This is a genomic window from Bradyrhizobium sp. BEA-2-5, from assembly GCF_032918025.1.
Lineage (GTDB): Bacteria > Pseudomonadota > Alphaproteobacteria > Rhizobiales > Xanthobacteraceae > Bradyrhizobium > Bradyrhizobium pachyrhizi.
The window spans coordinates 7002243-7015967 of the sequence record NZ_CP136629.1; the positions used below are offsets into that span (position 1 = coordinate 7002243).

Genomic DNA, 13725 nt, shown 5'->3' on the forward strand with positions numbered 1-13725 from the left:
ATAGTCATACTCGAATTTGACGGACCATGCCGGCGTTAGCGCCTGCTCGACGCCGAGGCCGACGATGCCTCCGACACGACCATAGTCGAAGTGGGTTGTCTCCTGGGACATGAAGCCAAAATATTCATTGTTGTTGACGACGTCCCCACGATTGTTCTGCCAAGCCACGCCTCCCTTGAGGTAAGCCACGGTGCGACCCTGCGGGCCAAACGCGTAACCGACACGGCCGGTCCCGGCGACAAAGACGGCCGGGCTTGCCTTGCAGTTTGCACTCACAACAATGCCGGAGGCTGCGAGGCAGCTGTTTGTGCCGTCGGAAATAGCCCGGCTAGCGTCCAGCTCGACACCAAAAACCCAGCTATTGTTCTGCCAATTGTAGCCGATTTGGCCACCTGCCAGGAAGGCAGGGGTATCGACGACGTCGCCATAGATTGAGGGACCATAAGGATTACTGAAGGACGTGCGGCCGTAACCACCGCCGACATGCGCGCCAACATATCCTCCGGACCAGCTCCACAGCGCCGATGGCAGCTTTACTGTTGGCTCAAGGTCCGCGGTGTTGGCTGCACCGCCTCCAAGGATCGCAACTGTGACGGCCGCCCAACAACGTACTCCAGATCGCATCGTAGCTCCACTGTCGCGACGTGCGCCATCTGTCGATGGCCGGATGACAATTAGCTACGCTCGTAGTCACGTGCCCTTCGGTGGACCAGCTACCAATCTTGGTGGGGCGAGGCCTCTTTCCTCCCTACTGCTTGCTTCGATTTCCTCGGTGCAATGACAGCCTGATTCGCACCAGTTCGACGCCTTGTCGCGATACTGTTGCGATCTTGTAGCTCGGACGCTCTTTTCCGAGCGAAGACGTTCGGACGCTGCCGTTTGTTGATGCCAGCTCGTCGCAAACCTGCCCTTCTCTCCACCGCGCCTGGAACCACGCGACGACATTCGTCACGCAAAGTATTAAAGTTCTCTCTGAGACAAAACATAGCGGCGTCTGGGTCATCACGCCCCGTAAAGTGGCCGCAGAAGCGCATCAAGTCCGGCCTGCAAGACGTCAATGTCGCATTCGGCCTCAGATCTCGCGCTCGAGCGTGTTTTGTATGAACAGTAATTGTCGCTAGAACAGCGAGGGCCGCTACAAGGCGATATGCCATGCAGATCCAATAAGTGCGTCGCTTTTGGTTCACCACATTTCTCTTAAGCTAGATGTCCTTCTATCGCCTTGCGAAATGAGCAACATGGCCGGTCAAGCAGAGAACAAGCAAAGCTTTTCCAGCATAGGCGGCAGAGACGCGCTCTCTTATCTTCCCCGATCAGAGCAACGCTCTCGGGTCGTTCACGCCCCCCATATTCGCAGCCAAACTCAACTTGATTTGCGGCCGAGCAGCGGGCACGAAACTGGCATACGAAGCTCTTGCGGCTGGTCTGAGCGCACGATCAGCCTGTGAGCGCCGCTGGGGCCTGTTGATAATCCGGCCATCACACGATGACCCGATTGGCTCGCGGCAGACCCTAACCATCTTTGCCGCGGTGGGATTTGGACAAACGACATTCCGAGAAGAGGATCGATTCTGGGCCGCGATCCCGGCTAATCCCGCGTCAAGCAAATCCACCGCGCGATGATGCCATAACCGTTTGAAAGAGAGTAAGACGTGCACCCAGTCGGCACTGGGCGTCTATGACACGTGCTGTCATGCCAAATTCGACTATCTGCGGAAGAGCGGCGCGCGGGACATCGAAGACCGCACTTCGCGCCGGCGTCCGCTCTCCAATCCAGCAGTGTCAACGCTAAGACGTTCCGCTCTGATCTCGCATTGCGCGCCCCGCTTCGGCGCAGCTTGACCCGCACCAGCTATGCCGATCAATACCGCTTTGCATGCTGGACTATTCACAACCAAGGACCTTGCCAATTACGCTTTCCAGGTGACATTCGAATTCTTTACTGCCCGATGTGAGGCTTCGAGAGAAGACAGCCGCCAGCCTTATCTCATACAACCTGACGCTACGTGCGCTTCAAGCCTTATTGCGTGCCGTCGCGACGATATTCTTTCCTCGTAGCCTCGAAGCACTTGGGCGGCCCACGGTCGGCGACGTCGGTCTGCTCACTGGCGAGGGCGTCCGGTTCCGCGTCACCGTTCAAACCGACGGTACGGAGAGACTTAAAAATCGTGACCGTCTCCTCCCTTGGCTGCAACTGGCTGATCGTCAGTTATCCGGCGCCATTATCCGACCGATGATCCGTGCCAATCTCAACAGCGATCGAGGCCAGCTGGTCACTTCTAGCGATCCAAAGAGGAGGTGGACGACCTCGTCCGCGTTGAGGTTCGTTGACGGTGGCATTAGCCCGTCGAACCGGTCCTCGCATCGATGCAGATGCCTCCAAAAGGGGTCGCCATCGAACCCGCCTCGCGTCGGCTGTCCGTGTCCGATTGAAGATACCAACATCGGACTCCAGACGGATACCGGCCATTGCGGGACACTGCGCTGGGCGGGACGTACACACTTCACCACGATCAAGCAACACGCGCACATTCCTCCAGCGGCACGCAAATTGCTGGGATGAGGAGCTAAGAGCCGCCACAAGGAAAGCGGTGCGATAGTTCTCGTTTGGGGTTCCCGATGAAGCTAAGACTAGCCCAGTTGATTCTGATCGTTGCAGCTCTGATGCTGCTCACGCTCGGAAGCGCTGGAGCGCTGAACACTAACGGATCGATCATAGCGCGGCTTACGCTACCCGCCCGGGAAAATTGCAGCGCCGTTTAGACCGAAGATCCAACGTGAGGCCCTGGTGAGCCACGGCGCCAGCCGACTGTTCCACAGCCAGAGTATCCAAACCGTTCCATTTCAGATGTTGCGAGCCTGCCGTCGCTAAGCAACAAGCCTGTCTGATCGCCGGCCGCACGGCGCGCAAATCGGCTGCGGCGCTGACGAATGACACGGACGCGCTCAAAATGCCGCGCATCCGCAAAACCGATTGTCCGCAATCCTGCCCCGCGAGTTGATCGAGACGACGCAGACGTACCTGCACGCCCACCTCGCCCTCAAGGAAGCTGCCCTGGCGAAGCTCAAGCCGTACGAGCGCGGCAAGCTAACCCGCTTCCAGCCGAACGACCGCCTGCTCGCCTTTCTGGAGGCGCTCTGAACGACCAGACTATGCCGAATGGGACCGGGACCACGACTGCTCGATCAGCTGCAAGTGCGCGCAAATGACGGGTTCTTCCCAAAACCATCCGGCATAGTTCGGCAATCGGCATAAACCTGCAAGCTGAACAACGTTGATCCGCAAGCCTGGCTCGCTGACGTGCTGGCCAGGCTTCCAGATCACCCCATCAACAGTGTCGCCGACCTACTCCCGTGGAATTGGAAGGACAGTCCAAGGTCGCTGCCGCCTGAGCGCTACGGCTGGCCGGCGCGCCTGTCCGGGGTGCTGACCGGATGCGTACCAATCAGCGCCCATTCCGCATCGGTCAGATCGGTTGCGTAGCGCAGTCCGTTGCGCGGATACTTAACCCGAGTGATTTTGGTCCACGGCATCGTGCCTTCCCTCGAAATCTTTGCAAATCCGAATGAATCACAGCCGGATCGAAATCACTCACTTATCTTTCGGTCAGGCTCTCTGCTTGCTTTTGCTTGCGGAGCCGAACAACGCTCTCCGTAACAAGCCTTTTCACCCTTGTAGTTGGCTAGGGCCTGGAGCAACCGAGGTGCGTAGAGCTGTTTCCTGTCGTTCTGCATAGGCTTCGGATCCTCCACCGATGTCAGTGCCAGTTCGATCAACTCGATCGCCCGTTCCTTGTTGCCGCTCTCGTAATAGTACTCAGCGACTGCCTCATATGCCTGGAACTTGTAGTAGCCATCTTGCGGGAAATTTAGCGCCAGGATGTGTTCGGAGAGATCCCTACCCATCGCAAAGCGCTCGGCTCGCGGGAGATGGGATGTGTCAATCGCCGGATCGAAGAGTTCGCTTATAGCTATAGTCATCCACTCCTGGGATCTTTGGTCGATCGCGTCGCGAATCAATTGACCCAGGGCCGGCAGGCCCGTCCGAATGTCGCGCATTTTGTGAAGCAATAGATGGACATGAAGCCTGCGGAATTCGAGTCGATTGGGCATCAAGCCAAGGCCCTCTTCAACGGCCGAGAACGCGGCTTTCCAATCCTTCGCCTTCATTGCCGGCTGAAGTTTGGCGTAGATTGGCTTGATCACCGCTATTTCGCGGGCAATACGTTGCTCTTCGTCGATCCGGTTCGTATCGGCAGCTTTGGCTTCATCACTAGTTCGCCAGATGCCGTCGAGAACTTTCGGCAAAACGTCATCGAGTCGCGTCGGGTGTCCGATAAAGGCGATCTGGCCGTCACGGTCGACCACGAAGGAGGTGGGAATTCCGACAGAAAAACTGGGCTCCATCCAGAGCTTGTTCATCTCGCCTGTGAAGTCGAACGCAATCCGATAGTTCAGTTTCGGAGACGTTTCGGTCAACCACGCCTCCAACTTGGTTCTGGCCTCGTCCGCCGTTGGTGCGCTTTCGCTAGCTGCGACTCCGATAACCTCAAGCCCCCTGTCTCTGTATTGCTCTTGCAGCTGCACCAGATGGGGCATCGCCTCCACACATGGCCCGCACCAAGTCGCCCAAAATTCGACGATGTACATTTTCCCGGGCTGAAAATTCTTCAGGTGTTGGCCACGCAGCCAACTCTGCACTTTAATAGGAGGAGCCGGGGATTCCATGCGCAGTACCATGTTGCTCTCCAAAGCTATTGCTAAAGGTTGCCCGACACTATCAAACTCGTTCTGCTCTCGACGAAGGCGACAACGCTGTTTCGGGATCAGTGCCTGCGCGACCAGCGCCTTGATCATGCAGCAGTAGTAGGTGCGAGTAGATCCTTGGGGGATCTGCGCCATGAAAATGACCGCCAATTCCTCCTTTGGATCGATTCAGAAGAACGTTCCGCCGTAAAGTTAAACACCGTCTTACCGGAAGCGTCGACGCTAACAGCTTTACCGCTGCAATCTTCGCCGGCTCGGTGCGGGGCGTGGTCACGGCCACATTGTTGTTCGCCGCTCCCGCATTTCCGAGTATAAGCGGCATAAGAGTTGCGTTGATCAGGATTAATCAGGCGTCTCATCGTGCACCTCCTGGGGCGGACTCGTCGCACCGTTTTGGCCGCGCGACTCTTTGTTGCTCATACCAGCAATCCGCGTGCCACTCTCGAATCTGATGCCGTCTTGGTTCAGGAGAGTGAAATCCGCGTACCTTCTGAAAATGGTGGGCCGCCTTGTCACGTTTCATTGGCCGCCTTGAACCTGACATGGATGACACGAGAAGATCAGCCTTAGCATGATGCCGGTCCCCTCCTCCAATGATTGCAACTTGAGACCAACCGTCCTAGCTATGGGAAGCACTCACGATCCCGGACAACAGGTAGCTCATCTGAGCCGATGAGATCGTCACCGCTTCGCCCGCAACCGATGGCCAGACGAACCTTCCTCTCTCAAGTCTCTTAGTGAACAGGCATGCTCCCTGGCCATCGTGCCAGATCACTTTCACAAGATCGCTGCGGCGACCGCGGAAGACGAACAGATGACCGCTGAGCGGGTCTTTGCGCAGCACCTCCTGCACTTGGAGCGCCAACGACGGAAAGCCTCTGCGCATATCCGTGTAGCCTGTCGCCAGCCACACTCGCACACCCGCCGGAACCGGAATCATCGGCGCACCAAAGCATCGAGAACACGACGCAGCGCGTCTCCATCAACCTCGCCATCGATCCGGATGCGGGGTCCGGTACCAAGATCAATCTCGATGATGCCTTGGCTCTTCCGTCGACGCCCCGATGTCGTCGCCAAAGGGGCTTCGGCAACCTCCCGCGGCGGCACAGACGGCCGACTCTCGACCGGCACGAACGGCCGCTATACTCGCTTCACCGTGCTTACAAAGCTCTTTGCGCCACCGGAACAGCTGGCTCACATGAAGGCCGGCCGTGCGAGCCACCTCGGAAACATTGGCTCCGGGCTCGAGCGATGCTGCAACTAGCCGTTCCTTCTCATCCCGCGACCACCGGCGCCGCCGCTCGACCGATGTGATCACCTCCGCCCTCGAAATCGTCATAGCGCTTCTCCTAGGATTACCCCTAGGACCTGCAGCGTTCGCCTCCGTCAAACAAGACGGCCCTCAACGGAGGAATACCCACCATCTGCTCCGTGTGTCGAATCACGGAACTCTATGAATCAGTTATCAAACCACTTGGGAATCTTCACTGTCAATCGGCCCTAGCGAACGCGTCATGGTGAACGAGATCGCTCGCAATCGCGACGGAGGCTTTTCAGAACTCAACCTTTTCAGGCCACTTGCTAAAGCTATTCACCAATTTTGTTAGGCCCTGTCGTGCAAACTTAGGGACGACGAATGACATTGCTCGCAATCGCGATTGGGCTTCGCAAGCGACCTGCGGCTACTTGCTAAGAGCATTCACCAAGTACGGCAATGCCTTCCCGGGATAATGTGGGAGTCGAGCCGCCAGGGGCAAGTGCGACTGCGGCTTGGCGAAACGCTGCCTCTTTCCACCACTTGCTGAAACCGCTCACCAGTTTGGCCAATCCCTGCGGCTCTCTACCGCCACCCTTCTCGCCTGGACTAAGGCCCATGATTCTTGTCGGTGGCGCTCCAAACCCTGAGCGCTCCGGCTGTGAGGTGGGCGCGGACCAGTTCTCTCCAAGACTTTCGGAGTTCAATCCATCGGCTTCTTCGAGTGGGCAATGTATCAAGCATTTTTTGGGCGATTGGTGCGAGGCGCGCAGTATCGCAGTTCGGGTCTCGCTCAGCATCTAGGAGGATTTCAAGAGCCGCCTTTTCGGATCTATTCCATGCCAACTCGCTAAACCTGCTCTCGGCGAAATATTCAAAACAGGTCCGGAACGTCAAAGCGCGGCCGATCACCGTATGATTTGGCAATCCTGCTTCGTTGAGCCACCGCCGGAGATGCTCACACCACTCTTCGCTGCCACAGTCGAGAAGTCTACCACCTCCGAAAAGCAAAAGCGTCGCCATACCAGCAATTTCGCGTCGTATCTCCTCATCCTGCTTTTCGAACCAATTCCGAATGACTTGCAACGGTGTCTTTGGCTGATTCGCAATCAATTTCTGTGTCGATCCGGCGCGATGGAATTGAATCACATTGTCTAACGGAGGCATGCGTGGCCACGGCCTTGCATCCGCGTCCCATAAGACCCAGCGCTTGGCAATCCTTCTTGCCTCTTCTGGAGACCTGGTTCGCCAAAGCTCCTTAAGCGCTTCATTAACGTAGTATGATACGTCAGCCTTCAGGCCGCATGTGCGTGCTATTTCTGCAAGTCGCCTCGTGTCAAGGAGCCGCGCTGCGAAGTCGTTCTCTGCGTTCATTTGCCAAGGCCTTTCGCGCCCTCCCCTGCGCATCCCGTTCGTTCGGTTCGATGTCATCGAACCAGGAGCCCAGGGGACGTGACGCGATACGCCTGGCAAAGACGGATTGCGGCTCCCAACCCTGTCCCTCGCGCTTCTCGAACGCGACGACCCCATTACGGGTAAAAATGTGGGGCCCTGAAATATTGCAGTTCACCAAAAGCAGGACGCGCCACAGATCACCTTTTGTAGTCTGCTCCTCACTCACCTTCGGCAAGTAGTCCACGTCAACCGGCTCAACAACGGTACATCGGCCGCGCCGCAAGAGATCGCCCAACTTGCCTTGCGTGATCGTCACGAAGTTGAAATTGGACGGATCACGCAGGAAACGAAGATTCACGTCCTTTTCGCCGTCTCTGATTTCAGAGGCGATCAAGAAGAGCGCGAAAGCCCGCCAGCCCAGCTCTATCGGCTTTGCATAGAGTGAATCGATCTTAATCACCCCGTCGGGCGCGATCTTCCAGGTGATGACGTATTCTTCGTGTGATCTATTGTCCCGGTGTCTGGTCCAGGAAAAGAAAACACGTTCGGTTCCATCAGCTCCCGCAGTGGTTCCCCACATTCGGGGGACAAAATGTGCCACCTTCGACACGTTAGCGACAATCTGTTCGACACTCTCGCCATCTTGCGCTCGCCAGGTTGATTTGACTTTGTGTACAAAGGAATTGTCGAGAGCGCGAACACTGCTGCTCATGGTGACCAGATCAGCCAAGCATATTAGCAATAGGCCGAGATATGACCATAGTACGTGTCTTTTAGCCATTTTCTGCATCACGGGCCTATCTGATCTCAATCGACGCGTCGCTCCGGAGGCGGACCGCCCGTCGAACGCTATTCGCGAGCATTAAAAGGTAGCGGCGAGGTGACCCAGGCTGCCGCTGATGGTCGGAAGCCAGCCCTGTCCCGCGTCTTTGTCGCGCGCCGCTACCACTGGCGGCTAGCCACCGCCTGCACTTGCGATGGTCACCTGCCCAAGGAAGGGCGCCCTGCGTATGTCGATGGCTTGCATTGTCTGTGCCAGGCAAAAGTCCCAAAATCCGCAACATGTTTGGGTCGGCTTTGTCTGCTCTTCGACTTTCGTGCCATTTTTTCAACTAGCCGACTGGCCTGATGACGTTATCCTCACCTGGGATCATCGATAGCGCGCGAAAGCAGTTTTCAAAGGAGTCCGAACATGGACAGTAAGGCCCGGATTGCAGTCATCGACTCCATTTGAGTGTGCTTGAGTCTGCGTTGCCATGGCGTTGGCGTCCAAGTCCGGCCGCGCCTTCTGGTACATGCGACCAAGCTTCCAGGCGCCGGCGTTCCGCACAGCGGGCTGTATTCCTGACGTTTAGGGTGGCGCTCACCGGCCGTGCACGGCGCTTGACGGGCCGCAACGATGCAAAGCCGGTTTTCAGGGCGCAGCGTTTCGATGTCGACGGGATTTTTGGGCGCAAAGCAGGCGGATTATCCGGTCGACCGTTCGGACCTCCTGCACGCACAATTGTGCGGATAAACCTGCCGCCCATTTCCTGCGCTTCACTATTCATGATTAACCCCGCGCGTCCTCATTGCATCGTTACGGAGTGGGATGGGCTTCGATGCGTTCTAGCTCCTTACCGAACTGCTCAACAATTTCGCGAGCATCCGCCTGACTGGCTCAGTCATAAATTGCTTTGCCAACCAGACGAAGGCACCGAGTGCAAAAACGCTACCCGCAAACACGCCAAGCGCACTCCAAACAACCATTTTCATTTTGCTACTCGTGTTGCCCAATTCGGCATGTCGATGTCAGCCTAGTATGGTCAAAAGCAGACCGCGAGGCTCCTACCGGAATTGGTGGCGCCTGCTCGCCGGCAAGCTGCCGATCCCCCAACGTCTTGCGCCTTAGTCAAATAGAGCCTGGTATCGCCTGATGAACCATCGGGCAATTGGGTGCGGACATGAAGAACGCCTCGCTGGACACCGGCATCACTGTCGCGCTATCCGCTCCTGCTTCCTTCTGCAGATCTGACCCTGGCGATCTTGCCTTCAGGCGCCCCGTAACCAACTCTGCACAGGAACTGCCATCGCGCTCAGCTTCTATCGCAACCTGTCGTGTTCGGTTTGATACTTTGATGTCCCCAGTCCGACTAGAGAGGCACGAGCTTTTTGAGAACGTTGCTAAGTAACTGTTTTCCCTTGCGCTTGAGTTCACTCTAGCATCATCCCCGATGGCACGCTGCTTGCTGAAACAGCAAAGGCATCCAATTTTTGCGGTCAGCCGAACTGCCGCATCGAAAGTTATCTCGACGACAAGGTCTGCCGGCACGTCGAGAACACCCAACGTTAGAAAGGAGATCGTGATGACAAGCGGAACCGGAACCAACGACAGCACGAGCATCGCAGCTGACGCGCTCCAGGACCTCACTAAGCGAGCACTCGCAACGCAAACCGAGCTCTCGAAGAGATCCTTCGAGACATTTTGGCACTGGCAAGAACGAATCCAATCCGAAGCGACGCAACTGACGGAGCTATTCAAAAGTGTTTTCTCCACAACTTCAGCTGCCGATCAGATCGGCATTCTTCACGCTTGGATTAAAGGCGTCACGCAGCGGAACGCGCAAGATCTGATCTATTCGATCGAAACCGCAAACGCCCTCGCAAAGGTCGAACCGCAGATTTGAACAACAACTGGGCCCTGGCTGCAGCGGAGTTGTTCGAGGTACTCACGTGCAACCTGCGAAGCGGGCTGGCGTTCTTTCAGTTTGACCGCGATATCGTTAGACCGCGCCAGTCCCCGACGATTCAGCGAGCCGCTACGCAAATTAGCTTCCTGAGCTGCTTCATCTGCTTCCAGTTCGTCAAGCGGCGAAGCGATTCGTGGCTGTGGAAACAACGAACCTGCCGACGCGCTGTCGCATCGGCGCCTGCAAAGTGAAAAACGGCATGCGTGGAGCCGGGATAGTCGGACATCAACACGAGGCTTTTCTAGTGACAACAAATCGCCTCTCCATCTAGGTGGAGGGCCATCATAGTTCAGTGGAGGCTTGTTGCTGTTCGCCTTGATCAGTTTAAGGATCACAGTGTGACCATTGCGAGTTCACAATTCATGGCTGGATCATCATTTTTGTCGCGTGCGGTCGAGAGTCGCGGCATTTCCCAATAAAACCGCGACGATTTCGGTGTGGCCGTTACGAAGGCCATATCAACGGGTTCGAACCGCTGCGGTTGCGGACGTCAAGCGAATGGCACGGACAAGCAACAAAATGCCGCACATCGAAAGGCTGTCGATCTGCAATCGCGCCGGCGCACTTGTTGGCGTCGCCGCGGCGGAGGGATCGCCTTCCAGCGAAACAAGCTGCCTTACTGGCATCATCGTGACGCTCGGGCTTGCCGTCGTTTTGCTCGTAGCCTTGATCGAACGATACGGCCCGGGCACGCGCACGTGAAGACAGCAAAACCGGGCCGCATCGAAGTCGCCTTCAGCGGCTCCCTCGCGAACATTCCGCTCGATGCGGAATTTGACGTACCAGCAAGCGGCATGACGGCTATTTTCGGCCCACCAGGCTGCGGCAAGACCACGGTGGCGCGTTGCATCGCAGGCTTCCAGCATCTGCCGGCCGGTTACTGCAAGATCGACGGCGAGGTGTGGCAGGATGCGACCACGTTCCGGCCGGCGCATCTGCGTCCCGTCAGCTATGTGTTTCGGCATCCGACCACCTTTGCTCATTTGTCGGTCAGGTCCCACCTGCTTTATGCGGCGCCTAAATCGGGACCAACGCTGATCGGCTTTGAGGAAGTGGTCGAACTGTTCGGCTTGGCATCGTTCCTTGACCGTGCTCCCTCACATCTCTCCGCCGGCGAGCGGCAACGCGTTGCCATGGCCCGCGCGCTAATGTTTCAGCCACGATTACTTGTGCTGGATGAGCCACTGGTCTTGCTCGATCGCTCCGCCAGGCGCGAGATTCTGCCGTTCCTCGAGCGCATGCATGAAACGCTCACGCTGCCGATGATTTATGTCGGAACCGACCTGGCCGAAGTCGAACACTTTGCCGATCATCTTGTCATGATGAAACACGGCAGGGTGACTGCGGCAGGGCCGTTGCATGTCTTGCAAAGCGATCCAGCGCTGTGGCTTGCGGCACGTAGCGAAGCCGCCATGAGCCTCGATGCCGTGGTCGGCGGCTATGATGGGCGTTATGGGCTCATCATACTCCGCCTCAAAGGCGCACGCCTGTTGGTGCCGGGACCACCGCTCAAACCTGGCGCACGTCAAAGGCTGCGCATCGCAGCCTGCGACGTCGGCATTGCTCGCGAGGCACCGCGCGCAAGCTCCATCCTCAACGTCTTTCCGGCGCGCATCAAGGCCGCTTTGCCATTCAGCGCGGCGGAGGTCACATTGGTGCTTGCGCTCGAGACTGGAGATATAGGCGCACACATCCTGGCGCGCATCACGCGCCGCGCCTTTCATGCCATGGGTCTCAGGGATGGAATGGACGTAGTCGCCGAGATCGCGCGCATCTCTCTGGTCTCGGCCTCTGAACGGCCGCTGCACGCCGTTTCGACCTCGAACCTACCGACAGATGCTGGACCCACAAGCACTGTGAGGTGATGCCATGACAAAGGACGAAGCCGGCGGCTGCCGGCCCCATCCAAGGCGGCCGCCGCTGCGCCTCTAGCCGGGATGTCGTCTGACGGGAGGTCAGGAATAGAAGTTCAGTAAACGTACTGACGACACGGCGGACACGATCACGCACATTCAAGTGTCGTCAGCGTCTTAGCCACTCACCCCGGAATGTAAACGCATCCCGGATCGTCGGGTGGACAGTCACACTCGCCGATGGTCTGAGCCAAATTGGCAAGTTGCGGCCTCTCTTTCACGAAGTGCTTAATTGCCGCCAGGCTTTTGCGGTGCACCTTGACGAACTGTCCGGAACTCGCAAGGTGCGCATTGAGCTGATCACCGAGGCCGGCGTTCTGTATGGCAGTCATGATCTTTCCCAGGCCGTGCACTCCGAAGTCGACGTGGGTTCCTCCCGAACGGGCAGGCTTTGGCGGAGCAGGCTTTGGCGGAGCAGCCTTTTTGCTAGCTTTCCGCGCCTTCTTGGCCCGCGATGGTTTGCGGGTCTTAGCTTTCTTGACTTTTGCCATGTGAGGACTCCCCTATAGTGCTGGCTTGAAAATCTTCAGTGCCAGAAATTGCTGAACTGCCCGCGCAGCGCCTTGTTCGGCTCTTCCACCTGAGGCGGTGATGAGCGAACCTTCGTAAATCGGGCCCCGGGCGGCATCGAGGACCTTTGCCTCGCCCTTGTCCAGATACAAGCCCACCGTCAGCTGGTGCGTATCCTTGCGCGACACGGTGACGGGAAAGCTCACGTCAGTGACTTGTAGCTGCGGCCCTGAGGGCGCGAAGACGATCTTGGGTGATGCCCCGCCGCCGAGGGCGGTGGTGAACTGAAGCTGCTGAACCATGCTCGGCGGCCCTTTTTTCACCGTCGCAACGTCCTTGTTGAGCTCATCAAGATTCTCAAACAGGCTCATCAGGGTGAATTCCTTGATCAACTTGGCGAGCCCGACTTTTCCCGCGATCGGGTAGACGTAGTCCTCGGTTCTCACCAGATGGTTCGCGCAATAGCTCCCACTCGTCTTTTGAACGAGGTTTCCAAAGTTGTCCGTGATCGTAAACGACCATTCGTTCTGTCTCTGCCTGTCGAAGCTGCCACTGAGACCGAGGGTCACCAGTGAAGTTATGGGCGTCGGCCGAATGAGGTTCGCCGCCGGATCTATGTTATTGGTCTCCAGGCCCGTCAGATCGTAATAGTAGGCAATGCCCGTGCTATAGAGCAGCTTTGTCACCGTATGAGCGAAACCAGTCACCTGAGAGGGATCGAAGGCTCTGATCGCCTCGGGATTCTCGTTGTAGGCTCGCCTCAGCTCGTTACCGATGGCAAATGAGTGATCGTCGAGTTTCTTCTTGTTCATGTTGTTATCGGCGCTCGTGAGATAGCCGAGTAACGCGTCAATCACAGCCTGCCGTGCTTCACAGCGAATCTGCCTCGCAATATTGGAGGCTGAAACATGCGCGACGTCATCCGTGACCGGCGCAATGGCGCATCCGCTCAGTAGAAACAATGCACTAAACAAAAATGGGCGACTGCCCTTCGTCCAGACTCTCATCGCGCCCCCGCAACAAATCAAAGAATAAACTCCGAGCATCTGAAGCTAAAAATCGCCTTGGAAATGAAGATAGAGAAATTCGATTCCGCAGGTTATCGATCGAGCCTTCAAAAACGCAGGCGCGCGCGGTTGCAGCGAGCGGGCCACGC

Annotated in this window: 10 protein-coding genes and 3 pseudogenes; 5 read left to right on the forward strand and 8 right to left on the reverse strand. The window is 57.2% G+C overall.

Annotation, left to right across the window (positions count from 1 at the left end):
* Positions 1-48: 48 nt before the first annotated feature.
* A pseudogene (locus RX327_RS39400) lies at positions 49-459 on the reverse strand (outer membrane protein); the annotation flags it as partial.
* A 2515-nt stretch (positions 460-2974) separates the two neighbouring features.
* On the opposite strand from RX327_RS39400, the gene RX327_RS32640 reads away from it, so the two are divergent.
* Complete coding sequence (locus RX327_RS32640; protein WP_317248315.1) at positions 2975-3142, forward strand: hypothetical protein; 168 nt, start codon at positions 2975-2977, stop codon at positions 3140-3142.
* 114 nt (positions 3143-3256) lie between these two features.
* Positions 3257-3367, forward strand: a pseudogene (locus RX327_RS39405) (transposase domain-containing protein); the annotation flags it as partial.
* A gap of 32 nt (positions 3368-3399) precedes the next feature.
* Here the strand turns inward: RX327_RS39405 and RX327_RS32650 are convergent.
* The 5 genes and pseudogenes from RX327_RS32650 to RX327_RS32665 form a co-directional block, all read right to left on the reverse strand.
* A pseudogene (locus tag RX327_RS32650) lies at positions 3400-3534 on the reverse strand (IS5/IS1182 family transposase); the annotation flags it as partial.
* A gap of 54 nt (positions 3535-3588) precedes the next feature.
* The gene (locus RX327_RS32655; RefSeq protein WP_317251373.1) at positions 3589-4740 is read right to left on the reverse strand and encodes a TlpA disulfide reductase family protein; all 1152 of its coding nucleotides are present in this window, start codon (positions 4738-4740) and stop codon (positions 3589-3591) included.
* Between the two features lie 646 nt (positions 4741-5386).
* Entirely contained in the window at positions 5387-5707 is a 321-nt protein-coding gene (gene tnpB / locus RX327_RS32660; protein ID WP_317248316.1) for an IS66 family insertion sequence element accessory protein TnpB, read from the reverse strand.
* Between the two features lie 84 nt (positions 5708-5791).
* On the reverse strand, positions 5792-6106 hold the full coding sequence (locus tag RX327_RS39410) for a transposase (RefSeq protein WP_128929707.1): 315 nt from the start codon (positions 6104-6106) through the stop codon (positions 5792-5794).
* 1252 nt (positions 6107-7358) lie between these two features.
* Positions 7359-8147 (reverse strand): nodulate formation efficiency C protein, encoded by a 789-nt coding sequence (locus RX327_RS32665; protein ID WP_317248317.1) that lies wholly within the window; start codon positions 8145-8147, stop codon positions 7359-7361.
* A gap of 1615 nt (positions 8148-9762) precedes the next feature.
* On the opposite strand from RX327_RS32665, the gene RX327_RS32670 reads away from it, so the two are divergent.
* From RX327_RS32670 to modC, 3 genes are all read left to right on the forward strand, one after another.
* On the forward strand, positions 9763-10083 hold the full coding sequence (locus RX327_RS32670; RefSeq protein WP_317248318.1) for a hypothetical protein: 321 nt from the start codon (positions 9763-9765) through the stop codon (positions 10081-10083).
* A 582-nt stretch (positions 10084-10665) separates the two neighbouring features.
* Positions 10666-10848, forward strand: coding sequence for a hypothetical protein (locus RX327_RS32675; RefSeq protein WP_317248319.1), 183 nt, complete (start codon positions 10666-10668; stop codon positions 10846-10848).
* Entirely contained in the window at positions 10845-12011 is a 1167-nt protein-coding gene (gene modC / locus RX327_RS32680; protein ID WP_317248320.1) for a molybdenum ABC transporter ATP-binding protein, read from the forward strand. The genes RX327_RS32675 and modC overlap by 4 nt, the downstream gene beginning before the upstream one ends.
* Before the next feature lie 173 nt (positions 12012-12184).
* On the opposite strand, the gene RX327_RS32685 is transcribed toward modC, so the two are convergent.
* A complete protein-coding gene (locus RX327_RS32685; RefSeq protein WP_283088329.1) occupies positions 12185-12550 on the reverse strand; it encodes a hypothetical protein in 366 nt (121 codons plus the stop codon).
* 12 nt (positions 12551-12562) lie between these two features.
* Positions 12563-13576: a hypothetical protein gene (locus tag RX327_RS32690; protein ID WP_317248321.1), complete on the reverse strand. Its 1014-nt coding sequence runs from the start codon at positions 13574-13576 to the stop codon at positions 12563-12565.
* Positions 13577-13725 lie beyond the last annotated feature (149 nt).

What these genes read in the sequence shown, in the direction of transcription:
- RX327_RS32655 (WP_317251373.1), bottom strand. Translation starts at nt 4,740, where the DNA reads ATGGTACTGCGCATGGAATCCCCGGCTCCTCCTATTAAAGTGCAGAGT.
- tnpB (WP_317248316.1), bottom strand. Translation starts at nt 5,707, where the DNA reads ATGATTCCGGTTCCGGCGGGTGTGCGAGTGTGGCTGGCGACAGGCTAC.
- RX327_RS39410 (WP_128929707.1), bottom strand. Translation starts at nt 6,106, where the DNA reads ATGACGATTTCGAGGGCGGAGGTGATCACATCGGTCGAGCGGCGGCGC.
- RX327_RS32670 (WP_317248318.1), top strand. Translation starts at nt 9,763, where the DNA reads ATGACAAGCGGAACCGGAACCAACGACAGCACGAGCATCGCAGCTGAC.
- RX327_RS32675 (WP_317248319.1), top strand. Translation starts at nt 10,666, where the DNA reads ATGCCGCACATCGAAAGGCTGTCGATCTGCAATCGCGCCGGCGCACTT.
- RX327_RS32685 (WP_283088329.1), bottom strand. Translation starts at nt 12,550, where the DNA reads ATGGCAAAAGTCAAGAAAGCTAAGACCCGCAAACCATCGCGGGCCAAG.
- RX327_RS32690 (WP_317248321.1), bottom strand. Translation starts at nt 13,576, where the DNA reads ATGAGAGTCTGGACGAAGGGCAGTCGCCCATTTTTGTTTAGTGCATTG.